At 65.4% G+C, this 22,715-nt stretch carries 26 protein-coding genes and 4 tRNA genes; 21 read left to right on the forward strand and 9 right to left on the reverse strand.

What is annotated here, in order from left to right; all coding sequences use genetic code 11:
- Window positions 1-96: 96 nt before the first annotated feature.
- The 7 genes from CQ045_RS15540 (at window position 97) to CQ045_RS15565 (ending at window position 5,650) form a co-directional block, all read left to right on the forward strand.
- Window positions 97-567, forward strand: a complete 471-nt coding sequence (locus tag CQ045_RS15540; protein WP_105725346.1) for a hypothetical protein — start codon at window positions 97-99, stop codon at window positions 565-567.
- A complete protein-coding gene (locus tag CQ045_RS15545) occupies window positions 560-2,419 on the forward strand; it encodes a phage tail tape measure protein (RefSeq protein ID WP_105725348.1) in 1,860 nt (619 codons plus the stop codon). The genes CQ045_RS15540 and CQ045_RS15545 overlap by 8 nt, the downstream gene beginning before the upstream one ends.
- Window positions 2,416-3,360 carry a hypothetical protein gene (locus tag CQ045_RS18890; RefSeq protein WP_181156599.1) on the forward strand — a complete coding sequence of 315 codons (945 nt, stop codon included), beginning with the start codon at window positions 2,416-2,418 and terminating at the stop codon, window positions 3,358-3,360. The genes CQ045_RS15545 and CQ045_RS18890 overlap by 4 nt, the downstream gene beginning before the upstream one ends.
- A gap of 46 nt (window positions 3,361-3,406) precedes the next feature.
- Complete coding sequence (locus CQ045_RS18895; protein WP_105725350.1) at window positions 3,407-3,874, forward strand: hypothetical protein; 468 nt, start codon at window positions 3,407-3,409, stop codon at window positions 3,872-3,874.
- 94 nt (window positions 3,875-3,968) lie between these two features.
- On the forward strand, window positions 3,969-4,136 hold the full coding sequence (locus CQ045_RS18900; RefSeq protein ID WP_181156600.1) for a hypothetical protein: 168 nt from the start codon (window positions 3,969-3,971) through the stop codon (window positions 4,134-4,136).
- A gap of 521 nt (window positions 4,137-4,657) precedes the next feature.
- Window positions 4,658-5,314 carry a YoaK family protein gene (locus tag CQ045_RS15560; protein ID WP_181156601.1) on the forward strand — a complete coding sequence of 219 codons (657 nt, stop codon included), beginning with the start codon at window positions 4,658-4,660 and terminating at the stop codon, window positions 5,312-5,314.
- 75 nt (window positions 5,315-5,389) lie between these two features.
- Entirely contained in the window at window positions 5,390-5,650 is a 261-nt protein-coding gene (locus CQ045_RS15565; protein WP_105725352.1) for a hypothetical protein, read from the forward strand.
- Here the strand turns inward: CQ045_RS15565 and CQ045_RS15570 are convergent.
- Window positions 5,647-5,994 carry an ATP-dependent DNA ligase gene (locus CQ045_RS15570; RefSeq protein WP_374955030.1) on the reverse strand — a complete coding sequence of 116 codons (348 nt, stop codon included), beginning with the start codon at window positions 5,992-5,994 and terminating at the stop codon, window positions 5,647-5,649. The genes CQ045_RS15565 and CQ045_RS15570 overlap by 4 nt on opposite strands.
- A gap of 149 nt (window positions 5,995-6,143) precedes the next feature.
- Here CQ045_RS15570 and CQ045_RS15575 point away from each other — a divergent pair, with 149 nt between their 5' ends.
- The 3 genes from CQ045_RS15575 to CQ045_RS15585 all read left to right on the forward strand — a co-directional run bounded on the left by CQ045_RS15575 (window position 6,144) and on the right by CQ045_RS15585 (window position 7,693).
- Window positions 6,144-6,455: a hypothetical protein gene (locus tag CQ045_RS15575; protein WP_105725354.1), complete on the forward strand. Its 312-nt coding sequence runs from the start codon at window positions 6,144-6,146 to the stop codon at window positions 6,453-6,455.
- 56 nt (window positions 6,456-6,511) lie between these two features.
- Window positions 6,512-6,751 carry a hypothetical protein gene (locus CQ045_RS15580; protein WP_105725356.1) on the forward strand — a complete coding sequence of 80 codons (240 nt, stop codon included), beginning with the start codon at window positions 6,512-6,514 and terminating at the stop codon, window positions 6,749-6,751.
- Window positions 6,752-6,937: 186 nt separating this feature from the next.
- A complete protein-coding gene (locus tag CQ045_RS15585; RefSeq protein WP_105725358.1) occupies window positions 6,938-7,693 on the forward strand; it encodes a DUF3800 domain-containing protein in 756 nt (251 codons plus the stop codon).
- 355 nt (window positions 7,694-8,048) lie between these two features.
- Here CQ045_RS15585 and CQ045_RS15590 read toward each other — a convergent pair whose 3' ends face one another.
- The 4 genes from CQ045_RS15590 to CQ045_RS15605 form a co-directional block, all read right to left on the reverse strand.
- Window positions 8,049-8,921: a hypothetical protein gene (locus tag CQ045_RS15590; RefSeq protein ID WP_105725360.1), complete on the reverse strand. Its 873-nt coding sequence runs from the start codon at window positions 8,919-8,921 to the stop codon at window positions 8,049-8,051.
- A gap of 161 nt (window positions 8,922-9,082) precedes the next feature.
- Window positions 9,083-9,154, reverse strand: a tRNA-Val gene (locus CQ045_RS15595).
- Window positions 9,155-9,182: 28 nt separating this feature from the next.
- A tRNA-Cys gene (locus tag CQ045_RS15600) sits at window positions 9,183-9,253 on the reverse strand.
- A 54-nt stretch (window positions 9,254-9,307) separates the two neighbouring features.
- A tRNA-Gly gene (locus tag CQ045_RS15605) sits at window positions 9,308-9,380 on the reverse strand.
- 151 nt (window positions 9,381-9,531) lie between these two features.
- Here CQ045_RS15605 and CQ045_RS15610 point away from each other — a divergent pair.
- Window positions 9,532-9,604, forward strand: a tRNA-Val gene (locus CQ045_RS15610).
- A 98-nt stretch (window positions 9,605-9,702) separates the two neighbouring features.
- Here CQ045_RS15610 and CQ045_RS15615 read toward each other — a convergent pair.
- Window positions 9,703-10,782, reverse strand: coding sequence for a sorbosone dehydrogenase family protein (locus tag CQ045_RS15615; protein WP_105725362.1), 1,080 nt, complete (start codon window positions 10,780-10,782; stop codon window positions 9,703-9,705).
- A gap of 89 nt (window positions 10,783-10,871) precedes the next feature.
- On the opposite strand from CQ045_RS15615, the gene CQ045_RS15620 reads away from it, so the two are divergent.
- The 3 genes from CQ045_RS15620 to CQ045_RS15630 are packed head-to-tail and all read left to right on the forward strand — an operon-like array spanning window position 10,872 to window position 12,977.
- On the forward strand, window positions 10,872-11,420 hold the full coding sequence (locus tag CQ045_RS15620) for a TetR/AcrR family transcriptional regulator (RefSeq protein ID WP_105725364.1): 549 nt from the start codon (window positions 10,872-10,874) through the stop codon (window positions 11,418-11,420).
- A 25-nt stretch (window positions 11,421-11,445) separates the two neighbouring features.
- Entirely contained in the window at window positions 11,446-12,495 is a 1,050-nt protein-coding gene (locus tag CQ045_RS15625; protein ID WP_105725366.1) for a 2,3-butanediol dehydrogenase, read from the forward strand.
- 41 nt (window positions 12,496-12,536) lie between these two features.
- On the forward strand, window positions 12,537-12,977 hold the full coding sequence (locus tag CQ045_RS15630) for a GIY-YIG nuclease family protein (RefSeq protein ID WP_105725368.1): 441 nt from the start codon (window positions 12,537-12,539) through the stop codon (window positions 12,975-12,977).
- 68 nt (window positions 12,978-13,045) lie between these two features.
- Here the strand turns inward: CQ045_RS15630 and CQ045_RS15635 are convergent, their stop codons facing one another.
- Window positions 13,046-13,432, reverse strand: coding sequence for an SPW repeat protein (locus tag CQ045_RS15635; protein WP_105725370.1), 387 nt, complete (start codon window positions 13,430-13,432; stop codon window positions 13,046-13,048).
- A gap of 189 nt (window positions 13,433-13,621) precedes the next feature.
- On the opposite strand from CQ045_RS15635, the gene CQ045_RS15640 reads away from it, so the two are divergent.
- The 7 genes from CQ045_RS15640 to CQ045_RS15670 all read left to right on the forward strand — a co-directional run bounded on the left by CQ045_RS15640 (window position 13,622) and on the right by CQ045_RS15670 (window position 20,823).
- Window positions 13,622-14,683, forward strand: coding sequence for an ABC transporter substrate-binding protein (locus tag CQ045_RS15640; RefSeq protein ID WP_146115260.1), 1,062 nt, complete (start codon window positions 13,622-13,624; stop codon window positions 14,681-14,683).
- Window positions 14,680-15,444, forward strand: coding sequence for an ABC transporter ATP-binding protein (locus tag CQ045_RS15645; protein WP_105725373.1), 765 nt, complete (start codon window positions 14,680-14,682; stop codon window positions 15,442-15,444). Before CQ045_RS15640 ends, CQ045_RS15645 begins: the two co-directional genes overlap by 4 nt.
- The gene (locus CQ045_RS15650; RefSeq protein WP_105725374.1) at window positions 15,441-16,256 is read left to right on the forward strand and encodes an ABC transporter permease; all 816 of its coding nucleotides are present in this window, start codon (window positions 15,441-15,443) and stop codon (window positions 16,254-16,256) included. Before CQ045_RS15645 ends, CQ045_RS15650 begins: the two co-directional genes overlap by 4 nt.
- Complete coding sequence (locus CQ045_RS15655) at window positions 16,241-17,242, forward strand: Ldh family oxidoreductase (RefSeq protein ID WP_146115261.1); 1,002 nt, start codon at window positions 16,241-16,243, stop codon at window positions 17,240-17,242. Before CQ045_RS15650 ends, CQ045_RS15655 begins: the two co-directional genes overlap by 16 nt.
- Window positions 17,239-18,618, forward strand: a complete 1,380-nt coding sequence (locus CQ045_RS15660) for an acyl-CoA thioester hydrolase/BAAT C-terminal domain-containing protein (RefSeq protein WP_105725376.1) — start codon at window positions 17,239-17,241, stop codon at window positions 18,616-18,618. Before CQ045_RS15655 ends, CQ045_RS15660 begins: the two co-directional genes overlap by 4 nt.
- A gap of 2 nt (window positions 18,619-18,620) precedes the next feature.
- Complete coding sequence (locus CQ045_RS15665) at window positions 18,621-19,496, forward strand: DUF1684 domain-containing protein (protein WP_105725377.1); 876 nt, start codon at window positions 18,621-18,623, stop codon at window positions 19,494-19,496.
- 169 nt (window positions 19,497-19,665) lie between these two features.
- Window positions 19,666-20,823: a DUF1611 domain-containing protein gene (locus CQ045_RS15670; RefSeq protein ID WP_181156602.1), complete on the forward strand. Its 1,158-nt coding sequence runs from the start codon at window positions 19,666-19,668 to the stop codon at window positions 20,821-20,823.
- Here CQ045_RS15670 and CQ045_RS15675 read toward each other — a convergent pair.
- Both CQ045_RS15675 and CQ045_RS15680 read right to left on the reverse strand, forming a co-directional pair.
- Entirely contained in the window at window positions 20,789-21,373 is a 585-nt protein-coding gene (locus CQ045_RS15675; protein WP_181156603.1) for a type II toxin-antitoxin system PemK/MazF family toxin, read from the reverse strand. The two genes, CQ045_RS15670 and CQ045_RS15675, sit on opposite strands and share 35 nt — an antisense overlap.
- 20 nt (window positions 21,374-21,393) lie before the next feature.
- On the reverse strand, window positions 21,394-22,632 hold the full coding sequence (locus CQ045_RS15680) for an ammonium transporter (protein WP_105725379.1): 1,239 nt from the start codon (window positions 22,630-22,632) through the stop codon (window positions 21,394-21,396).
- Window positions 22,633-22,715 lie beyond the last annotated feature (83 nt).

Here is a 22,715-nt window from a genome sequence, read left to right on the forward strand (position 1 = left end):
CCATCTGCTGCGGGTCTCCGGGGCTTGCCGTCATCCCTCCCCGACATTTTTTTCCACACGGGGTCACAGACGCCAAACAAGACAAGGACATTTGACATGACAGACATCAAGACGTTGATCCAGCGCGAGAAGGATCTCGTAAGTGAGCTGGTTGCTGAAGCGGAGGCGCACTACGCCGCTGTTGGTCCGGTGGAGGTAGAGACCGTGTTTGGGGAGTCAGCGGCGACGTTCCAGATCCCGTTCATGCACCCCGGCGAGTTCAACGATCTCGCCGACCGGTTTGCGCCGCGTCCTGGCGTTGCTGTTGACATGCCCCTGTGGTTCAACATCGACGCGGTTGCCCGCCACTACCCGAACGTCACTCTCGTCGTCGATGGCGAGACGGACGACATGTACCGGGTGCGGGACAGGGAAGCCGTTTACATCTGGCCGGAACTCTACGACCGGATGCCGCCTGAGGATCGGCAGAACTTCCGCATGGCCGTATGGGCGCTGAACGTGTGGGAGCCGCAGCAGCGCAAGGCCGCGAAGTACGAATCGCTGAAGAAGGAGGCTGGCAATGCCTGAACGTGTCGTGAAGGTACGCCTTTCGGCGGTCGTGTCGGACTATGAGAAAGGCATGCGGGCGGCCGCAAATGCCACGCATGATGTTGGCACTGAAGCCGAGAAGCTGGCGCAGCAGAAGCAGGCCTTCCAGCAGCTTGGGACAACGGGTCTCGCGATGGGGACGCTTCTGTCGGTCGGTCTTGGTCTGGCCGCGAAGGCGTCGATGGATTTCGACGCGCAGATGAGTTCGGTGCAAGCAGCAACCCATGAAGGCGCAGCCAACATGGGTCTGCTGCGTCAAGCGGCTCTAGACGCGGGCGAGGCTACGGTCTACTCGGCTACGGAGGCTGCTCAGGCGATCGAGGAGATGGCCAAGGCGGGTGTTTCGACGGCTGACATCCTTGGTGGAGGTCTGACGGGTGCGCTGGATCTTGCGGCTGCTGGTGGCCTGGATGTTGCCTCCGCGGCCGGGATCGCGGCTACCGCTCTGAAGCAGTTCAATCTTGAGGGTTCGGACATGTCGCATGTTGCCGACCTGCTGGCTGCGGGCGCTGGCAAGGCGATGGGTGATGTCACGGATCTAGCTCAGGCCCTGAATCAGTCCGCTCTGGTGGCGAAGCAGACGGGGCTTTCGATCGAGGAGACGACGGCAGGGCTGGCGGCGTTCGCGGAACAGGGCCTTTTGGGTTCGGACGCGGGCACGAGCTTCAAGAGCATGTTGCAGTCGCTGAATCCGACATCTGCGCAGGCCGCGGAGCTGATGGAGAAGTACAACCTTCAGGCGTATGACGCTCAGGGGAACTTTGTGGGCCTCGCGACCTATGCCGGGAAGCTGAAGGATGGTTTGTCCGGTCTCAGTACGGAGCAGCAGAACGCGACTCTCAAGACGATCTTCGGCGCCGATGCTGTGCGCGCGGCGACGGTTCTGTATCAGCAGGGTTCGGAGGGCATCGACGAGTGGACGGCGGCCGTCGATGACCAGGGTTACGCGGCTTCCACGGCGGCTATGCGGCTCGACAACCTGAAAGGGGATGTGGAGGCGCTCGGCGGAGCTTTCGAGACTGCGCTGATCGATACAGGGTCGACGGCGAATGACACGCTCCGCACGATGGTGCAGGCGCTCACGGGGCTCATCAGCATGTATAACGACCTGCCCGCGCCGGTTCAGGCTTCGGTGATGGCCCTTGGTGGCGCTGCGGCGGCCGTTGCTCTGACGGGTGGTGCCGCGTTTCTAGCTGTTCCGAGGTGGCTCGAGTTCAAGGCCACGGTGGAGGCTTCCACTTGGACTATGAAGGGGATCGGGTTTGCGGCAGGCGGCGCTGCTTTGGCGTTGGGTGGCCTGTTCATGATTGTGGGCGAGCTGGCGGCGAAGCACCAGCAGGCCCAGCAGCGCGCGCAGCAGTATGCAGACGCGATCGAGGACGGCACGAACAAGCTGACTGAGGCTGCTCGTTCGACGGCGATCGACGAGTTGCAGAAGGGTGGGGAGCTTCTGACGTTCAACTGGCAGTCTGCCTATGATGCGGCCGAGAAGCTCGGTGTTGGTGCTGATGTCGTGACCGATGCGGCGTTGAAGAATGCCGACGCGATCGAACAGCTCAGCACGTACTACGCGGCGCTGAGCGGCGACCAGGAGGCGTTCAACAAGATCCAGGCCGATACCGGCATGAACGCGTATGAGACGCGTCTTGCGCTCGAGGCGATGATCGGTGGAATCCAGGAGCAGAATGCCGCGATCGACGACGGGATCAGGCTGAAGGGTCAGGAGGAGAAGGCGAACTCGACCGCGACGAAGCAGTCTGAGAGTGCCGCCGACGCATACATGGAGCAGGCCGACGCGGTGCAGGATCTCAATTCACAGCTCAAGGCTTGATTGACAGGATCAATGCGGCTAACGGTGTAGCGGTCGACGCGATCACTGCGAACGCGAACTACCTTTCGGCGTTGGATGGTCTGTCTGCCCAGGCAGAGAAGGTCGGTACGTCCCTGGACGAGTCGACTGTTTCGGGGTCGGCGAATGCGGCGGCTATGGGTGAGCTCGCGGAGAAAGCCCGAGCGGCTGCCGAGGCCCAGTTTCAGCAGGATGTCACCACGATGGGCGCCGATGAGTCGGCGAAGAAGTACGCGGAGACCCTAGCCGCGCAGAAGCAAGCTTTCATCGACTCGGCTGTGAGCGCCGGCTACAACGCCGACCAGGTGAAAGCGCTCGCTGACCGGATCTTCCAGATGCCAACCGAGAAGGAGTTTCAGGCGCTTGTACAGACGGCGCAGGCACAGTCGCAGATCGACAACTTCATCAACTTGAACAACGGTCGTCGCGTGAAGGTGCACGTAGATGTGGAGGGCAACGAGTCGTTCCGGGTCGGCAGTAAGACCGTCTCGGCGTTTTCGAGGGGCGGTCCCGTTCGCGGTCCTGGCACGAGTACATCCGACTCGATCGAAGCGAGGCTCTCGGATGGCGAGTATGTTCTCACTGCTGATGATGTCAATCGGGCTGGTGGGCATTCGAAGATCGACGAATGGCGAGCGATGATGTCTGGGTCGGGTGCCTCAACGAATCCGACTCCATTTGCATCGCTTGGGGGACTTTCCTACCCGAGCGGAGAGGGCAAATGGGTGAGCGGTGCCCAGATTGCCAACTTCTACGGCCAGCCCGCGAATCAGGCAGCACCAGTGATCTCCCTCGACGGGCTATCGATCACGGGCAGGCTCGATATCGGCGGCGACGGGCTGGCCAGCATCGTAGATGGCCGAATCTGGAAGTACGACGAGTCACGATCCCAGATAACACGAGGAGGCGCCAGGGGCGTATGAGCCCCGCGCTACGCTTCGCACGATGGCCCCGATGAGAGGACGAGAGATGGACGAGGAATGGACCGATAAGGACACTGCGGCTGTCGAGGCGGAGAGCCTTCCGTTCAGCCATCCAGTGAGAGCCACCCAGGCCTTCATTGGCGCGCTCCTCTCGGATGACCCTGAATCCGACGAGGCGTTACGCACACTCGTCACACCAGAGTCTGAGGGTGCGTGGGGTGACTTCGCTAGCGCGCGCGAGTTCGCTCGCCGCGACCTCCGAATCAGTCTTGTCCCCCGCCGCGACGAGGACGCACCGGACGTCGCGTATGTGAAGTTCGCCCCCGATGAAGGAGCGTGGATTCACCGTGGCGTCACCGACGACAACGTTGCCGCATGGGCAACGCTGATTTGGCGCCCAGAGATATCGGCCTGGGGACCGATCGCATGCTGGCGTGTCCACCAAATCGGCCCGTACGTGCACCCAATAGACCTGCCACGTACAGCACCCGGGTTCGATCCGAACACGATGTAACGCGAACGGTGGCCCGTCCTGGCTTCGGCTGGGGCGGGCATTTCTGTGTGCTTCCGCACTCGTACCCCAACATGCTCTTCGCTATGGTCGGAGCATGACTACTCCTGAGTACAGCATTGGCGACGACGTATTCCCCACCGGCGGCGTCCGAGGCACCGTGCTTGAGATCCGCCCACTCGAAGGTGGCGAGATCGTCTATGGCATCGAGGACACCAATGGTGGTGTGAACTACTACACTCAGCGAGCCCTCCGCCGCGCTTGACTCGCGATAGTCAACTGTGGTCAGCGAGTCGCGCCGCCCCGGCTAGCTCACCGCGAAGGCGGCGACGAGAATCCCGGCTCCCAGGAGCAGTCCAACAGCGATGCCCACACCGACCCACAGTCCCGTGTGCGGCGCATCGGAAGTAGATGCAGGGAGGGTGAGTTCCTCGGTGGAGGGGAAGGGCATACCCGGATCATACCCCTGGGCTCAGGCCGCACTCTCGGGTGGGAGAACAGCCTCACCTTCACCGGAAGAACTGAATCCTCGGACGGTGAGGCTGTCCGCCTTCCACGCTATCGCGATGTGCTTGGACGGTCGGAACATGGCGACTAACGGGGCGACGGAAGAGAACAGACCCCCACTGTGCCTCCCCGGCAAGGTGGGGGTCCGTCCGTCCCACAGCTGCAATGTTCCCACCGCAGATATCCGCAAACCAGACCTTCTCGTAGCCGGCCGAGGCGCGTCGAAACCGTAGGATCGCAGTATCCGGCACGGGAGGGCGCGTCCATGAGGCTTATGGCATGAGAGATGTGACGCGGCGCGGATTGGCTTTGTCGTTGCTGCTCAGCGGTGTTGCAGGGTATGTAGACGCGATCGGCTTCATCGATACTGGCGGCCTGTTCGTTTCATTCATGAGTGGCAATTCCACGCAGGCGGGCGTGGATGTCCTCGAGCTTGGCGTGCTCTCTGCAGTCCTGCCCCTGACGCTCGTTGTGGCTTTCGTGGTGGGTGTCACGGCCGGCGCATTGATCGGCGCGCACGGGCGGCGGCGTGCATGGGCGGTGGCCGGTTCCGCGGCCGCCGTTTCCCTGAGCTCTGGGCTAGCGATTCTCGCGCCGGTCGGACCCGTGCGGTTCTGGATGCTCGCGTTCGCGATGGGGGCTCTGAACACCCTGTACCTCTCTGACGGACGAGCGCGAGTCGCGATCACCTACGCAACCGGCACGTTGGTCAGTCTCGGTCTGGCCGTCGCCGCACTGCTCACCGGCCGGTCCCGCTCCGCATGGCAGCGCCCCCTACTCCTGTGGGGGTCTCTCGCAGGAGGGGCCGTCGTCGGTGCCGCCGCACACCAGCTCGGAAGCTGGATCGCACTGCTTCTCGCGGCCATCATCCTCGCCGTCGCAGCAGTCGGCCTGGCTGTAAATCGTCGACCCGAACAATTGACCCCAACCCGGTAGCCGCGTGCTGTCAAGCCCCGTGTGCTCCGTGAGGCATCGCGACAGACTCCATCGATTCCAACGATTGGAGTTCGTATGACGAAGGACACCACACCTCGCTTTGCGCTCGTCGGCGTCACGCCCACGACGTGGATCGTCAAAGACCTTCACTACGGGAAGAGCGAACACCGCTCCGCGGTCGCAGCAATCTACGAGCGCAGGGGCGGTGAAGTCGAGGTCACATGGTTCCGCGATCTTCCGCTCGCTTCTCGTTTCCGCAACGCCGCCGCGGCTGTCCGGGCGCTGCGCACACTTCATGCACGTCAGCAGGCCAGGCAGCACTCACACGTCGACTAGGCCTGGGTGCGGGGCGGATGCCCCGGGGCCGGCTCGGGAAGCAGATATAAGCCAGAGGGAGCGTTGGCGGTCGCGGCCAGCGCCTCGGTCCAGTGTGCGTTGACATGGGCATGTCCGAGGTCTTGGTCGTATTTGAAGACGAGGTTGCTGCCGGGGTGGACCCACACGGTGGTCCGGCCGCCACCAATGCTGTAATCCTCGCGCCACGAGAATCCGAACGGTTCCCCACGTCGAAGCTTCGCGGTCATGACGAGCTGGAGGTGTAGAAGAGCCCGATCTTCGACCTCAGTCTTCACATTGCCTTCATAGATGAACCTGCCCACCAGATGCCCTCCATCCACCATGGAACCCGTTCCTCACGCCACGCGACCGAGACGATCGCGGATGTGGTCTGTCTACGTTGCCACGATTCATCGCCGACCGATACAGGGGCCGAGGACCTCCGATGACGCTGGCGTCATGGTGCACTCGGGAACCCCACTATGGTTCAAATATGGGATCGATCCAGTACGGCAGCGGCGATGAAATCCACATCGACGACCGCGCGCTCGCGCACCTCAAAGTAGTCATCGCCACAAAACTTCGCCGCAACGAGAGCTTCACGCTCTCCTGGAGACACCCCGACGGAGACACGGCCGGTCGGTCGACGATCTGGCTGCACCCATCGATCCCGCTGCGCTTCACATTCGACGACGTTGAGTCGCCACAACTCAACGTCAAATGGATCGAAGGCCTCATGCACTCTGCCAGCTCGAGTGGCGGAATCCACCTCGTCGACGAAGTCATTGACTCGCCAGAGAGCTAACGCCGGCACGCAACACACTGTTCGTCGCTCCTCCAGGGTCGTGAGAGACTGCCGACATGCAAGAGACCCAGTTCGTATTCTGGCGCACGCCTGCGCCAACCCTGCCGACGCAGCAGTCCCTCAGCTTCTCGCGGCCCGTCTGGATGCACAGCCCAGAATGGATTGAGCAACAGGGTGAGGGCTGGCAAGTGACTGGATACCAGATCGTAGGCGCCGATCCCGATTCGGGAGACCTCGTCCTCTCCGTCATGATGGACAGAGAGATCGCAACGGTTGACCCAGCCTTGACCGAGTAGAGCTGGACGGGTCCCCTCGACGAACCCCACCACGGCCTGTACGGGTGGCGATTCCAAGGAACCGACGACGACGGCCAGTCGCTCGTGTTCGACGTCTACAAGGGCGAAGACGGCTGGCACGTCCACCGCACCTACGACTATGTGTAGTCAGAATTAGCGGGATCAGATGGCACTACTGTCGAACTCATGACGAGTAGCTATGGGGATCGACTGAGTCGGAAGCATCCGACCTGTACCTTGTTGATCGACGAGACAGGCGCCATCGCCAACGATCGTTTTTTCGCAGTTGGACTCGTGAAGGCTTCGTCTCCATCCATCCTTCTGAGGACCGTTCAGAAGTTCCGCGATCGCCAGCACTACTATGGTGAGTTCAAGTTTTCGGACATCACGCGGTCCTCCTTGCCGCTCTATAAGGACGTGATTAGTGCCGCTCTCGCATGCGGCGATATCTCTTTCAGGTGCTTCCTGGCTGATCGACACTCAGCCGACCCTGTTGCGCGATTTGGCGACCAATGGCAGGCGTATCTCAAGATGGCGGAGCAGCTGGTCTATGGTGCTCTGGCGTTCAACGAGGTGGGATCAGTGCTAGCCGACAACTATTCGACGCCTGATCACGTCAAGTTCGAAGAAGATCTCAAGGATGGCGTCAACCGGCGGATGCGACGCCTAGCCCTCACTTCAGTTGTGCGCCTTGACTCGCGGGCGGCAGATGGCTTGCAGGTCGTGGACATGCTCACGTCTGCCGCCGCGTTCGAGTTCCGAGCATCGCAGGGACTCGCAAGCCCAACCTCCCCCAAGGGGCAACTAGCGCAGCACGTGCGTAACGAGCTTGGCGTCGAGTCTCTTCTTTCCGGGCTTCATGACGGCTCGCACTCGCTCAAAATCTACGAGCATGGTTCATGGTCGCCGGTGGACGGCTCCTCCACGGCTGTAGTAGAATGACAACATCGGGTGTGGGCCTCTGGCCTATAGCCCGGATCGTGAAGGCGGCTGATCCCAGGATCAGTCGCCTTCTTTTATCCCCCGCGGTCCACGGGTGCGTGCACACCGGGAAGGGGGATCAGAGCTGCTCGTTCTAGTTCCGTTCCCTAACCTCAAGCACGATGTCGAACGTATCCAGCGGGACATCAAGGGTCACGGCGATGTAGTCGCGCGCCATCACCGGGATCTCCTCTTCACTGAGCGCCTGGGTCGCACCATCAAGCTCAGGGCCGCAATCACCTCATAGATCTTCACAATCACCCTCTTGTGTAGTCGATGCTGAGTGAGCAAGCGAGGTGCCACGAACGTTCCCGGATCACTTTGGCACCGGAATCGGCGTGAAGCCAGCCTGGGGTGAACCAACCTGCAGCTTCACAAGCGCCTCGCCCTCTCGGAAAGCGTTCCAGGTGCGAAACAGGTAGAAGAGCGCCTGTCCCGGGAGGATGCGCCGCGAAGACCCCGCCTGCAAGTCGTTGGAGACGCGTCGAGACAACGTGAGGAAAGGGTCGCCGGGTCCGTTCTGGATGCCGTCACGGATACGGTTGAAGAACTCTGCGGTGTCATCAACGTCGAGCTTCGAGAACTCGAGGAACGCTACCCCGAGCGCACTCACCGGCAAGCGAAGGTAGCGATACATCCCCCGCGCGTGTCGGGCAGCGAACTCAATGTCAGGGATCGACATTACGGCATCCGCCATCTCACTCTTCGTGAGCCCTGAATGACCACCGATGTGCGACGCGGCGTGCTTCACGTCCCCAGCCTTGTATGCCGTGTACAGGCGAGCGATCGCACCCACATCCTTGGCGTCGGCCCGATCGGCGAGTCCAGTGATCACGAGCATGTCCCCCGTGTTGCGCGCCGAGCCCGAATCCAGCACGACCAGAGCATCTTCACTGATCCCTCGGACGACGAGCACCCAGGCCCCCTTGCCTGCCGCCACGATCGCCTGGCAGCGATTCTGACCGTCGACCAGACGGCCTTCGGTATCGAACTTGATAGCCTCGCCCGTGACCACCCAACGGTCACCCTGGATGTCACGGACGTAGCCGTTGATGCGGCTTTTGCGCATGTTTCGGTTGCGGTCGATGTTCACCGCGAGCCATGCAACTGCCAACTCGGGTGTGACGAAGACGTACTCCGCGGTCTCCCCCGCTGGACCCTTGGCTACGGTCGCTGCCTGCTTACTCATGGTTGCCCCCTGATCGAGCGGGGATCAGGACGATCCCCCTGGTGAGATCAAGTTGTAACCAAGAAGTTTCCAGACCGCACTATTGCCGGATCGTATTGCCCAGATATTGCCCAGGCTCCCCCGGACACGAAAAAACCCCCGGAGATCCGGGGGTTTGTCTGTGCGCGATACTGGGATCGAACCAGTGACCTCTTCCGTGTCAGGGAAGCGCGCTACCGCTGCGCCAATCGCGCCCGTTGGGGCTATTCAGTTTTTCCCGCGAGGTGGCGACGGGATTCGAACCCGTGTAAACGGCTTTGCAGGCCGGTGCCTAGCCGCTCGGCCACGCCACCGTGTGGATTGACCCCACGTGCGACGGATCTTCCGAAGAAAACCCACTGCACTCGAGCGGATGACGAGACTCGAACTCGCGACCCCAACCTTGGCAAGGTTGTGCGCTACCAACTGCGCTACATCCGCATTTCGTTCCCGGTCGTCCCGGGCACTCATGAAACATTAGCCGAAGATCGGCCCTCCGCCAAACCCGCACCGAATCTCGCGCGTGTCTCACCGAGTGGTCCGTACGGCGTCTGAGCGTCGGGTAGTATCGGTTGACGTACCCCACAGGTATGGGCGATTGGCGCAGTTGGTAGCGCGCTTCCTTCACACGGAAGAGGTCATCGGTTCGAGTCCGGTATCGCCCACTCTGAACCTCCGACGCTCTCGGGGGTTCTTCTGTTTCTCAGGCCGGCTCGACGACTTCCGCGACCGGATCGACGTCGCGACTCCGCTCGATCCGTCGTCACCCGAGCGGAACGCGCATCACGCGGTCGTCGCCGTCGCGGGCATCCCCTCGACCATCCGTGTTGTTCGTGAGAATCCACAGCGCGCCGTCCGGGTCGACCACGACGTCGCGAAGTCGGCCGTATTCGCCTGCGAAGTACTCGGCGGATGCCCCGAGGTCATCCAGCGGCACCTGTCTGAGCCGCTCGCCACGGAGATTCGCGATGAAGATCGACCCCGATGCGATCGCGATGCCACTCGGACTGGCGGCAACCGGAGACCACTGCTGCACGGGATCGATGAACCCGTCACGCTGCGCGATGCCCTCCACCTCCGGCCAACCGTAGTTCCCGCCCGGTTCGATCACGTTCAGTTCGTCCCAGGTGTCCTGTCCGAACTCACTCGCGTACAGCGTGCCGTCGTCGTCCCACGCGAGCCCCTGCGGATTGCGGTGCCCGAGGCTGTAGACCGGCGAGCCCTCGAAAGGGTTGTCTGCGGGCACGTCTCCGTCCGGTGCGACTCGGAGGATCTTGCCCGAGAGCGAGCCCGGATCCTGCGCACTGTCGCGCTCGCCGGCATCCCCCACCGTCACGTAGAGCATCCCGTCCGGGCCGAAGGCGATGCGGCCGCCGTTGTGATTGGTCGCCGCGGAGATCCCGGAGAGGATCGTATCCGCCTCGCCGAGCTCGAGCGATCCGGGTGCTCCTTCCAGCGCGAACCGCTGCACGCGGTTCTCGTCCGCAGCGGTGGAGTAGGCGTACAACTGACCGTCGTGGACGGCGATGCCCAGCAGCCCGCCCTCCCCGCGCGGCTCGACACCGTCGATCACCCCGACCTCACGCACGTCACCGTCCTCGGCGACCTCGAGGATCCGCGCGGTGTCACGCTCGCTGATCAGCGCGGTCTCCTCGAGAAATGCGATGGACCAGGGCGCCGCCAGCTCCTGCACGAGAGTGGCCTCCTCCCCCGGAGCCACAGCACCGGAGCCCGCCGGAAGCTTCGGAGTCGAGGGCGTCGTCGGGACACACGCCGCCAGCAGGATGACGACTGCGGAGGCGCCGACGACTGCCTGGAAACCGTGCCACACCTTCGTCGCCATGTCCGCTCCTCTGCCCTCTTCGACACTAAGCGCGCGATCCGCTCCAGAGAAGAGGTGCCTATCTGACGGTTGTCAGATAAACTGACCCCATGGATGCGAGGGCGCGACGTTCGCGCGAGAGACTCCGCGACGCGGTGCTGAACCTGGCCGGCCGGACACCGGTGGTCGACATCAGCGTCTCCGCGATCTGCTCAGCAGCCGGCGTCACGCGCGACACCTTCTACCGACATGCCGAAGGGCCCGTTCAGCTCCTCGCCGACGCGCTCTCCGCCGAGATCGATGAGGCGATGGAGATCCTGCCTCAGACCGACGCCATCGGTGACGGCGAGCGGGCCCTGCTGGAGCACGTCCAGCGCCGGGCATCGATCTACCGCGGAGCCATGCATCCCCTTCTCGCCGCCCCCATCCGCAGCAACCTTGAGGAATCGATCCGCTCCGGCCTGGTGCTCTGGGCCGATCTGCATCCCCAGATCGTCCCCGCTGCCTTCGAGGATCCCTCCGCCATGCGCATCGCCGTGGCGTACGCAGCCGCGGGCACCGTCGGCGCGATCGAGGAGTGGCTGCGGAGCGACGACGACGATATCGAACGTGCCGTGAGGCTGATCCTCGCGGCGTCACCGGAATGGTGGCTGCGATGACGGCCACCGGAAGAGGAGAGAACACATGAAGGCCGCACTGTTCCATGCCAAGGAAGACCTCCGAATCGAGGAGGTCCCGGAGCCCACTCCGGGCCCGGGTCAGGTCAAGCTGCGCAACGCCTATGCCGGGATCTGCGGGTCGGACCTGCACGTCTACTACTCCCCCGAAGCCGCAGGACTCGACCTCGAGCATCCGCATCCGGTCACGGGCTCCACGCTTCCGCAGATCCTCGGACACGAGTTCTCCGGCACCGTCGTCGAACTCGGTGAGGGCGTGAGCGGTGTCGCCGTGGGTGACCGCGTGGCCGTCTGGCCCATCTACTACTGCGGCGAGTGCCCTGCCTGCACGCGCGGCATGTTCAACGCCTGCCAGAAGATCGGATTCCACGGTCTCAGCTCCGACGGCGGCGGGATGGCCGAGTTCACCACGGTCGACGCATCGAAGCTCCATGTGCTGCCGGAGAACGTCGACCTGCGGATGGGGGCGCTCGTCGAGCCGATGTCCGTCGCCTGGCACGCCGTCTCCCGCAGCGGAGTCGAGTCCGGTGGCACAGCGCTCATCGCGGGGGCCGGTCCGATCGGCATCGGCGTCTGGTTCGCCCTGCGTGCGCGGGGCGTCGAGCGCGTACTCGTCTCCGAGCCGAGCGCGGAGCGCCGTGCCATCATCGCCGCTCTCGGTGCCACGGTCGTGGACCCGGTGAACGAAGACCTCGCCGCCGCGGTGTCCGCTCTCACCGCCGGCGAGGGCGTCGATGTCGCCTTCGACGCCGCGGGGGTCGGACCGGCGATCAGCTCCTCGCTCGCGAGCCTCGTCCCCGGCGGTCGAGTGGTCGTCGTCGCGATCCACGAGCGAACGATGGACTTCCTTCCGACGCAGCTCGTGATGGCCGAGACGGAGATCGCCGGTGCGCTCGCCTACCTTCCGGAGGACTTCGACGCGGTGATCGAGGCCATGTCCCGCGGCGTGTACGACACGACCGGATGGGTGCAGGAGACACCGCTCGAGAACGTGGTCGACGCGATCCACGCCCTGCGCGGCGGTGCCGGGGCGAAGATCCTCGTGCACGCGGGCTGAATCCCGTCCCGGTTGTCGGAGGGCGCGCGTAGTCTGCATCAGTGCCGACGACACGCGCCCTTCCGAGCCCTTGTGCGCTCTGCGGCAACACGCAGGGGGTGCGGATCGACGGCGCCTGGTGTTGCGCCGATTGCGGATGGCGCTACGGCGATGCTCCCGACCCCGACCTGCCTCTCCCCCGCGTCGACGTCGTCTACTACATCCGGTACGACGACCGGGTGAAGATCGGCACCAGCAGGCGTCCACGACAGCGCCTCGCAAGCATCCGGCATCAGGAACTGCTCGCATTCGAACGCGGAGACCGATCCGTCGAACAGCAGCGCCACCGTGATTTCGCCGCGATACGCGAGGGCGGCGAGTGGTTCACCTTCACCCCGGAGCTGCGGGCGCATGTCGCACTGCTCCGCCGCGAAGGCGACCCGTGGACGCTCTATGCGCGCTGGCTGAGCCGCGCGCTGCAGGGAGCCGACGAGCTCCCTTAGACACGCATGACGATGCCGGGCGACTGCTTCGGGAAGTCCAGTCGCCCGGCATCGCGTCCGGGAGTCGATCAGGCGGTGGCGACGCGGCCCCGAGTGCTCGCCGGCTGCGGCTGGGAGAAGATCACCACGACGATCACCGCTGCACCCACGACGACGTGCGGAAGCCAGACGTTGAGCGCCTCACCGGCGAAGCCGAAGATCCACGGCGAGAGCGCGAGGAACAGGCTGGCGACGATGTCGAACACGAGGTGGACAGGCATCGGGATGAAGCCGAAGGGGCCCCACTCGTACTTCGTGAACAGGCTGTACACGATGAGCCCGACGCCGAGGACGATCGGGATGATGACGGCTGCTCCGCCCACTCCGGCGAAGCCGAACAGCCAGGGCGCTGCGATCAACGCGATGCCGACGATGTAGTCGAGGACTCCGTGGACCTTGGTCGGGATGAAACGCATGATTCCTCCTTGTGTGGCGCCGCTGAACGCGACTCACCACTGGTTCGAAGCCCTCCTCGGATCGGATTGCCGGTCATCGCCGTCGGTGACGGAATGTGACGACGCTGAAATATCGGTGCGCCATGGACTCGATAGATTCAAGGGCATGTGCTTCCCGTGCACATCACCCGAACCCTCTGGAGCAACATCATGACCTCTCGTCGCCGTGCCCTCGCGGGCGCCGCTCTCGTCCTCACTAGCGCACTGCTGGTGACCGCCTGCAGCTCGTCCGGATCGGGTGACGCGGCGACCGAGACCGCCGAGGATGCTCCCAAGATCACCTTCCTCTACTCGCCCTACGCCGACTACGCCCCGTTCTTCCTGGCCGAGGAGAAGGGCTACTTCGACGACGCCGGGCTCGATGTCGAACTCGTCGCCAAGGGTGGCAGCTCGGGCGAGACCTACCAGCAGGTCAGTACCGGCAACATCACCGCCGGCGGCGCGACCTGGGGTGCCGGCCTGTTCAACGCCACCAAGGCGGGTGCATCGATCTCCGTGATCGCCAGCGTCTCCCGCATCCCGGAATCGGGCGCGAACCCGTCGCCGCTGATCGCCTCGGAGGCGTCCGATGTGACGGACGCCGCCGATCTGAAGGGCAAGAAGATCGGCATCCCCGGCGACGGCGGATTCGGCATCTACTCGGTCGACCTCGCACTCGAGTCCGTCGGCCTGAGCGTCGACGACGTCGAGCTCGTCAACCTGAGCCCCGGCGACATCCCGGCCGCCCTCGCGAACGGTTCCGTGGACGCGAGCTGGTCGATCGAGCCGATCTCCTCCGCCGTCATCGCCAAGGGCATCGCACACGAGCTGCTGCCCATCGACTACCAGGCCGGCGTCGAGCTGGGTGCGATGGTCTTCAACACCGAGTACGTCGAGAAGCATCCCGCCGCGGTCACGGCGTTCACGGCCGCCTACCTCAAGGCCGTCAAGGAGCTCGAGGACGGCGGCTGGGACGACCCCGCCACGCAGGAGATCATCGCCGAATACACGGATCTTCCCGTCGAGACCCTGACCTCGATCGCCCTGACGACGCAGGACCCGAGCGGAGCGATCGACTGGGAGGACGTCGCCCGCCAGGAACAGTTCTTCCGTGACCGCGACGCACTCGAGTTCGACGGCGACTCCGGCATCAAGGACATCTACCGTGAAGACATCCTGAAGGACGCGATCGCGCTGCAGGAGAGCGGCGACCTGGCCTCTTCCAAGAAATGACCGGCCTCGCCGTAAAGGGCCTCTGGAAGGCCTATCCGAACGCCGACCGCAAGGACGAGCTTCTCGTCGCTCTCCAGGACATCGATCTCGAGATCGCCGACAACGAGTTCGTCTGCGTGCTCGGACCGTCCGGATGCGGTAAAAGCACGCTGCTGCGCCTGGCCGCGGGGCTCGAGAAGCCGAGCCTGGGCACGATAGAGACCTCCAGCCGCCCCTCCGTCGTGTTCCAGGAACATGGTGTGTTCCCGTGGCTGACGGTCGCCCAGAACATCGGATACCCGCTCAAGCTGCGCGGGCTGAGCCGCGCACAACGGACGGAGCGAGTGGACCAACTGCTCGACCTCGTCGGGCTCTCCGAGTTCGGCGGGTACTACCCCGCCCAGATCTCCGGCGGGATGCGCCAGCGCACTTCGGTGGCCCGCGCTCTGGCCGACGACGGCGATCTGCTGCTGATGGACGAGCCGTTCGGCGCTCTCGACGAGCAGACGAGGGTGACTCTTCAGCAGGAGCTGCTCGAGATCTGGGAGCGGACCTCGAAGGCGGTGATGTTCATCACCCACAGCGTCGACGAGGCTCTGATGCTCGCCGACCGCGTGGTCGTGATGTCGCACCGGCCGGGGCGGATCATCGACGACATCGAGGTGCCCTTCGGCCGGCCCCGTGACATCGCCGGTCTCCGCCGCGACCCTCGGTACGGCGAGATCACCGCGCGGCTGTGGTCGCTGCTGGAGAACTCGAAGGAACAGGAACTGGCCTCATGACCACGATCGCCGACCCGAAGATCGAGGCCCAGCTGAAGGAGGCCGTGAAGGCGGAACGAGGATCCGTGTGGGTGCGCCGACTCGGGCCCTACACGCCGCTGCTGATCCTCCTCGTCTGGGAGATCGCGAGCCGGACCGGCCTCCTCGACGCACGATTCTTCCCTGCGCCGACGTCGATCATCGAGACGTTCTTCGAGCTGCTCGTCTCCGGCGTCCTGCTGGAGAACATCGGGATCACGCTGTCGCGCATCGCCATCGGCTTCGTGCTCGGCGCGATCCCCGGGATCGTGCTCGGCATCCTGCTCGGATCCGTGCGCACGCTCCGCCTGCTGCTGGACCCGATCTTCTCCGCCCTGCTACCGGTGCCGAAGGTCGCGATCTTCCCGCTGCTGTTGCTGATCTTCGGCCTCGGCGAGACCAGCAAGTACGTCATCGTCGCGATCGGCGTGTTCTTCTACCTGCTCTTCAACACGCTCGGTGGCGTCATGCAGACGCCGCCGCTGCTGAACGACGTGGCCAACGCGAACGGGGCGACGCGCCTGCAGCGCTGGATGACGGTCTCCTTCCCCTACGCGCTGCCCTCGATCTTCACCGGCATCAAGCTCGCCACCGGTGGTGCCTTCGTCATCATCGCGGCGTCGGAGTTCGTCGGCGCGAACAGCGGACTCGGGTACATGATCTGGAGCTCCTGGGGCACTTTCGCCGTGTCGAAGATGTACGTCGGCATCGTCACGATCTCGGTGCTCGGCTATGGCGCGACCGCGTTGTGGGCGCTCCTCGAGCGTCGCGTCGTGCCGTGGGTGAAGTACTGAGCGGAGCGGGCACGATGAAGGTCGAAGCACAGGAGACTCTCGCCGCTCTCCGCCATGCACTGCAGGCAGCCGCGCCGGAGGGCGAACGGGACGACATCGCCCTCGCCGCGTTCTGGTTGCTCCAGGCAGAGGTGCTCGGGCTGCCGGAGTTCGGCATCCGGATGCTGAGACGCGACCTCGAGCGGCTCACCCACGGTCCTGATGCGAGTTCGACGACGGATGAGGCGGTCACGATCAGCTCCATCGATGCCACCGGTGTCCCGGGAGTGGTCGCACTCGCCTCGGCCGTGCACCGCGCTTCCCGCGGAGTCGAGGCGCACGGTCTGGCGCTCATCGGGATCCGGGGCGTCGGCGCACTCGGCATCCTCGGCCTCGCCGCCCGATCCCTCGCAGCACAGGGGTCCGTCGCGCTCATCGCCGCTCAGTCTCCGGCATCCGTCGCGCCCTGGGGCGCGCGGACCGCGGCGATCGGAACGAATCCGCTCGCCGTGGGAGCACCACGGACGGACGCTCCTCCCCTCGTCGTGGACTACGCGACCTCGGCGCTCACGCTCGCAGCCGTCCGCGAAGCACGCGAGTCCGGGCGGAGCCTCCCGGACGGCACCGCCGTGGACGCCGCGGGGCAGATCACCACCGATCCCGCCTCCGTCGCCGCTCTCCTGCCCACCGGGCTCGTCGGATCCCTCACCGGCTTGGTGATCGAGCTCCTCGCGGGGGTCGCGGTCGGCGGGCGGGTCACCGACTCGGAGACGCCGACCGGTCGCGGCGCGGTCATCATCGCCTTCGACCCCGCGCGTGCCGGTGGAACCGACGCCGCAGCCGCCGCATCCGCTCTGGATCGGGACTGGCGCGCCGCAGGAGGACATCTCCCCGCACGCTTCGACGTCCTGGCCACCGACCCGGCGCAGCTGCCCGCGTCGATGGACGTCGACGACGACTCCGTCCACTGGCTCCGGAGCCGCGCCGAAGGGCACCGCGGCGCATGAGTCGGTCCGTCGAATCCCTCACGCTTTCGGTGACGCCCGAGACCGGTCCCCTCTGGGAGCGCCGGTCGATCACCGTCGCGGGAGCACTCCCCGGTTCTCTGGTGACCGTGCGGGCCGTCACCGCCCGCGACGGCGGCGACTGGGCGGCCCAGGCGACCTACCTCGCAGACCGCGCCGGCATCGTCGACCTGGGAACGCAGGCTCCGGTCTCCGGCGACTACCGCGTCGCCGATTCGATGGGACTGTTCTGGTCGCAGCGCCGTGAGGCGGGGACGACCGGATCCGCCGAACCGTCCGACGTCGAGCGTCCGGTGTCCACTGTGCTCACGGCGTGGACCGAGCCGGGAACAGGTCACCTGGATGTGCCGGGCGAAGGCGCCCCGGCGGCGCAGGATGTCCGCGAGGTGACGCAGTGGCTGCGCGGGGCGGATGTCGAACGCACCGAGATCCGCACCCATGGTCTCGTCGGCACGCTCTTCCGCCCCGCCGGCGACGGCCCCTTCCCCACTGTGATCGTGTTGAACGGCTCCGGCGGCGGCATCAACGAAGCGCGTGCCGCCCAATATGCCTCGCGGGGCATTCAAGCTCTCGCGCTGGGCTACTTCCGTGCTCCCGGGCTGTCCGATCACATCTCCCGCACCCCGCTCGAGTACTTCGAGAGCGCGCTCCGGTACGTGTCCTCGAACCTCGATCCGAAGGGTGGCAGGGCGATCGTGAGCGGGCAGTCGCGCGGCGGAGAGCTGTCCGTGCTGCTCGCCGCCACGTACCCGGACCTCATCCTCGGCATCGCCCCCTTCGTCCCCGGTGCCTTCGCCTTCGGTGCACAGGGCGCCGCCGACCCTGCCGAGGGCTGGAGCGGCCCCACCTGGACGCTCCACGGAGAGCCGCTCGAGCACCTCTGGCACGACAATGCCGGTGTCACCTGGCAGCCGTGGAACGACGAGCCGCCGCCCACCCGGCACCGGGACGTGTACGTCGACGGCCTGCACGATCGTGGGCTCGCCCGCGCATCCCGCATCCCGATCGAGCGCTTCCGCGGACCTGTCGCGTGCATCTCGGGACTCGATGACCGCGCCTGGCCCTCCAGCATGGCCTCACGTATCGTGCTCGACACCCTCGAACGGCACCGTCACGCCGCGGAGCGCCTGCACCTCGACTACGAGGAAGCCGGCCACGGCATCGCACTCCCGCACCTCCCCAGCACCGACATCGAACGCGTGCACCCGGTCTCGGGCGTGCACTACTCGAACGGCGGCACTCCCCGCGGCAACGCCGTCGCGAGCGCACACTCGTTCGAGCAGGTGTGCGCATTCATCCACCGCACCGCCGACCCGACCGCCGGCGACGCGCCCCACTCCCACGAAGAAGGACGGTAGCCATGCCCGCGAAGGAACACCTGGAAGGTCAATGGCGGGAATGGCGTCACGCCCGCGTGGCGGAGCTCACGCGTCCCTACGGATGGACGGCGCTCGTCGCCCAGCACTGGCTTCGCGACGGTGACGACGGCCTCGTGCTGGAGGGGCTGCCCGGCACGTGGGGCGTCGCTGACGGGAAAGTCGTCTTCACGCCGCCGGCCGAGGGTCCGAACCTCGTCGTCGACGGGGAGCACCCCACCGGCCCTGTCGAGATCGTCCCGGGACGCAATCAGACGTACGGGCACGGACGCAGCGTGCCCGTCTATTTCGGGGTGAGCGAGGTCGAGACCATCCCGCGCACCACCGACGACGGCGACCGCATCTTCGCCGTGCGGGTCCGGGATCCGCGCGAGTCTGCCCGCAAGGACTTCTCCGGCCTCGCCGCGTACGAATACGACCCGTCCTGGCGGGTCCCCGCCCACTTCACCCCCGCCCTTCGCGAAGACGTCGAGCAGATCACCGTCGAGACCGGGGTCCGCGAGACCACGGCCCGCATCGGAACGCTCTCCTTCGAATACGACGGCCGCAGCTATGAACTCGCGCTGATCGGGAAGGACGCGGCCTCCGGCGTGCAACCCGTCGCGCACATCCGCGACCTGACCAGTGGGAAGACGACCTACGGCGCCGGACGCGTGGTGGAACTGCAGTTCGCCGATGAATCCGGCGAACGGATCGACCACATCGACTTCAACTACCTGACCGCGCTCCCCTGCGCCTTCACGAACTTCGTCACCTGCCCGCTCCCCCCGAGCCAGAACCATCTGGACTTCGAGGTCCTGGCCGGTGAGAAGAAGCCGGACGTCGACATCGACCGAGTGCTCACGTTCCAGAGCACCTGACCTGCTCCGGACCGGGCCGCGGGAGGACTCGCGGCCCGGTCCCAGCCAGCACTGCTACGGTGGGCAGGTCGGCAGCTTGCCGACATCAGGGAAGACTTCTCGTCGACCAACGGGCCTCATCGGTCATTTCGTTCTCCGTCGCCTCCTCTGTGTGAGCCCGAGGAGCGTCATGCCCACCCCGTCAGTTCCCTCTTTCACCGACCCTGCACACGCGTGGGCGGCCCCCATCGCGCTGCCGACCGGTACGACGGCGATCGTCTACTGCGAAGGCCAGTTCGGCGAGCAGGACGGGAAGACCGCGAACGGACTCGTGCGCCATTCCGAGAAATACGAGATCCTCAGCGTCATCGACTCCACCCATGCGGGCGCGGATGCCGGGATGCTGCTGGACGGGCTCCCGAACGGCATCCCGATCCTCGACGGTCTCCACACGGCGATCGCTCACGCCGGGCACGTACCGGACTACCTGATCTGTGGTGTGGCTCCCGCCGACGGACTGCTCTCCGCGGATCAGCGCACCGTGCTGCTCGACGGCATCGCGCGCGGGATGCACATCATCAACGGCCTGCACGAGTTCCTCACGGACGATGCCGAGTTCGTGGCCGCCGCGCTGCTCGCCCAGGTCACCATCACCGACATCCGTCGCCCCCGCGACAAGAAGGACCTGCACCTGTTCTCGGGGCGCATCTTCGACGTGACCTGCCCCCGCATCACGATCCTCGGCACCGACGGCGCGATCGGCAAGCGCACCACGGCCACGATCCTGGTGCGCGCGCTGAACGAGCGCGGAGTCCACGCGGTGATGGTCGGCACAGGCCAGACCACGATCATCCAGGGCGGTCGCTACGGCGTCGCGCTCGACGCCCTCGTCCCGCAGTTCTGCTCCGGAGAGGTCGAGAACCAGGTCGTCGCCGCATTCGAGGGCGAAGACCCGGACGTGATCATCGTCGAGGGCCAGGGCGCGCTCAGCCATCCGGCTTACATCACGTCCGCTCACATCCTCCGCGGCAGCCAGCCCGCCGGCGTCATCGTCCAGCACGCCCCCGGACGCAAGGTCCTCGGCGACTTCCCGATGGTCGCGATGCCGACCGTCGCCAGCGAGATCGCTCTGATCGAGGCGTTCGCCGACACCCGCGTGATCGGGGTCACCGTCAACCACGAGAACCTCTCGAACGATCAGCTCGCCACCTCGATCGACGACATCGAGCTCGAGACCGGGTTGCCGGCGACCGATCCGCTGACTCGGCCGCTGGCCGAGCTGGTCGACATGGTCCTCCAGGCCTTCCCCGCCCTCACCCCTCGGACGACCACCCGTAGCGCCGCCTGAGGGCGAGCGCGACGCGGTCGTAGCGACCGCGATCGAGCGCGGCCGCCTCACGCCGCAGCCCTCGCTCGTGGACACTGTAGAGCTGTTCGACGTCGACCCAGGACTCACGCCCCTGCGAATCCCAGTCGCCACTGCCGATGGAGAGGTAGTCGCGATCGCCGTCATGAGCCTTGCTGGTCATCCGCACCGCGAACACGCGATCTGGGGACTCGCGGCCGATGACGAGGACCGGGCGGTCTTTGCCGCGTCCGTCGTTCTCCTCGTACGGGACCCAGGTCCACACGACCTCCCCGGCATCCGGAGCGCCGTCGCGGTCCGGGGCGTACCCGACCCGCAGGTCTCGGATGCCGTCGGGGTCGATCCGGACCGTCGCGGTGCCGTGCTGACGCCCTCGTGCCTCCTCCGAAGCCGCGGATCCCGACGCGTCCGGCGAAGGCCGCAGACGCGCATCCGGGCGCCTCGGAGCTGAACTCCGAGACGCCCGGCCGGATCCCACCACCTTGAGCAGGATCTCCGCGAGTGTTGCCAGGATGCCGTTGGTCTTGCTCACACGGTCACCCTAACCGCAGATCACGCGTCCGCGAGTGCGTACCCCTCCTCGCCGTGCACGACCTGGTCGACACCGGCGATCTCATCCTCGTTCGTCACGCGGAAGCCGATCGTCTTCTCGATCGCGAAGCCGATGATGAACGCGACCACGAAGGAGTAGATCAGGACGCCGAGGGCGGCGATCACCTGGACGGCGAGCTGACGGGCGTCGCCACCGACGAACAGGCCGGTCTCGGTCGCGAAGAAGCCGAGGTACAGCGTTCCGATGAGTCCACCGACGAGGTGGATGCCGACCACGTCGAGTGAGTCGTCGAACCCGAGACGGAACTTCAGCTCGATCGCGAGAGCGCAGACGACACCGGCGAGGGCACCGAGCAGCAGCGCCCAGCCCGGCGTCAGGTTGGCGCATGCAGGGGTGATCGCGACGAGACCCGCGACCGCACCGGATGCCGCGCCGACCGAGGTGGGCTTGCCGTCCTTGATCTTCTCGACCAGGATCCAGCCGAGGATGGCCGCAGCCGTCGCACCGAGGGTGTTCAGACCGATCAGGCCGACTCCACCCATGTCCTCCGCGAGCCACTCCGCGCCGGCGTTGAAGCCGAACCAGCCGAACCACAGCAGCGCGGCGCCGAGCAGCGTCAGCGGCACGTTGTGCGGCTTCAGGATGCCCTTCTGGAAGCCGATGCGCTTGCCGAGGACCAGAGCCAGCGCCAGAGCGGCCGCGCCGGCGTTGATGTGCACCGCGGTTCCACCGGCGTAGTCGATCACGCCGATGCCGCTGTCCTCGCCGAAGAGCGTGGTACCGAGGTTCATGATCCAGCCGCCTCCCCAGACCCAGGCGGCGACCGGGAAGTAGCCGACCGTGGCGAAGATGCCGGCGAAGATCAGCCAGCTGCCGAACTTCGCGCGGTCGGCGATGGCTCCGGAGATCAGCGCGACCGTGATGATCGCGAAGGTCGCACCATAGGCGACACCGAGGAGCGCCACGTTCGATCCTTCACCCGAGGCCAGGCTCGAGAGCCCGAAGTCGGCGAAGGGGTTGCCGGCGAAGGCGGTCGGGCTGTCGACGGCGCTCATCGAGAAGCCGAAGAGAATCCACAGCACGGCGACAAGGCCGATCGAGCCGAAGCTCATCATCATCATGCTGACGACGCTCTTCGCCTTGACGAGCCCGCCATAGAAGAAGGCGACGCCGGGCGTCATGAGCAGAACCAGCGCTGTCGCGGTGATCGCCCACGAGATGTTGCCGGGAGCATCCATAGGAAAACCTCACATCCGAAGTAATTGAGAGCTTCAGTGTGACGACCTGCGGTTTCGTCAATGCGTGAGGTTTGTTTCCTCGC

The organism is Microbacterium sp. MYb66 (assembly GCF_002979435.1).
GTDB lineage: Bacteria > Actinomycetota > Actinomycetes > Actinomycetales > Microbacteriaceae > Microbacterium.

Excerpts from the sequence above, each read along its gene's own strand:
- CQ045_RS15540 (WP_105725346.1), top strand. The coding sequence starts at position 97 with ATGACAGACATCAAGACGTTGATCCAGCGCGAGAAGGATCTCGTAAGT.
- CQ045_RS15545 (WP_105725348.1), top strand. The coding sequence starts at position 560 with ATGCCTGAACGTGTCGTGAAGGTACGCCTTTCGGCGGTCGTGTCGGAC.
- CQ045_RS18895 (WP_105725350.1), top strand. The coding sequence starts at position 3,407 with ATGGACGAGGAATGGACCGATAAGGACACTGCGGCTGTCGAGGCGGAG.
- CQ045_RS18900 (WP_181156600.1), top strand. The coding sequence starts at position 3,969 with ATGACTACTCCTGAGTACAGCATTGGCGACGACGTATTCCCCACCGGC.
- CQ045_RS15560 (WP_181156601.1), top strand. The coding sequence starts at position 4,658 with ATGAGAGATGTGACGCGGCGCGGATTGGCTTTGTCGTTGCTGCTCAGC.
- CQ045_RS15565 (WP_105725352.1), top strand. The coding sequence starts at position 5,390 with ATGACGAAGGACACCACACCTCGCTTTGCGCTCGTCGGCGTCACGCCC.
- CQ045_RS15570 (WP_374955030.1), bottom strand. The coding sequence starts at position 5,994 with ATGGTGGATGGAGGGCATCTGGTGGGCAGGTTCATCTATGAAGGCAAT.
- CQ045_RS15575 (WP_105725354.1), top strand. The coding sequence starts at position 6,144 with ATGGGATCGATCCAGTACGGCAGCGGCGATGAAATCCACATCGACGAC.
- CQ045_RS15580 (WP_105725356.1), top strand. The coding sequence starts at position 6,512 with ATGCAAGAGACCCAGTTCGTATTCTGGCGCACGCCTGCGCCAACCCTG.
- CQ045_RS15585 (WP_105725358.1), top strand. The coding sequence starts at position 6,938 with ATGACGAGTAGCTATGGGGATCGACTGAGTCGGAAGCATCCGACCTGT.
- CQ045_RS15590 (WP_105725360.1), bottom strand. The coding sequence starts at position 8,921 with ATGAGTAAGCAGGCAGCGACCGTAGCCAAGGGTCCAGCGGGGGAGACC.
- CQ045_RS15615 (WP_105725362.1), bottom strand. The coding sequence starts at position 10,782 with ATGGCGACGAAGGTGTGGCACGGTTTCCAGGCAGTCGTCGGCGCCTCC.
- CQ045_RS15620 (WP_105725364.1), top strand. The coding sequence starts at position 10,872 with ATGGATGCGAGGGCGCGACGTTCGCGCGAGAGACTCCGCGACGCGGTG.
- CQ045_RS15625 (WP_105725366.1), top strand. The coding sequence starts at position 11,446 with ATGAAGGCCGCACTGTTCCATGCCAAGGAAGACCTCCGAATCGAGGAG.
- CQ045_RS15635 (WP_105725370.1), bottom strand. The coding sequence starts at position 13,432 with ATGCGTTTCATCCCGACCAAGGTCCACGGAGTCCTCGACTACATCGTC.
- CQ045_RS15640 (WP_146115260.1), top strand. The coding sequence starts at position 13,622 with ATGACCTCTCGTCGCCGTGCCCTCGCGGGCGCCGCTCTCGTCCTCACT.
- CQ045_RS15645 (WP_105725373.1), top strand. The coding sequence starts at position 14,680 with ATGACCGGCCTCGCCGTAAAGGGCCTCTGGAAGGCCTATCCGAACGCC.
- CQ045_RS15650 (WP_105725374.1), top strand. The coding sequence starts at position 15,441 with ATGACCACGATCGCCGACCCGAAGATCGAGGCCCAGCTGAAGGAGGCC.
- CQ045_RS15660 (WP_105725376.1), top strand. The coding sequence starts at position 17,239 with ATGAGTCGGTCCGTCGAATCCCTCACGCTTTCGGTGACGCCCGAGACC.
- CQ045_RS15665 (WP_105725377.1), top strand. The coding sequence starts at position 18,621 with ATGCCCGCGAAGGAACACCTGGAAGGTCAATGGCGGGAATGGCGTCAC.
- CQ045_RS15670 (WP_181156602.1), top strand. The coding sequence starts at position 19,666 with ATGCCCACCCCGTCAGTTCCCTCTTTCACCGACCCTGCACACGCGTGG.
- CQ045_RS15680 (WP_105725379.1), bottom strand. The coding sequence starts at position 22,632 with ATGGATGCTCCCGGCAACATCTCGTGGGCGATCACCGCGACAGCGCTG.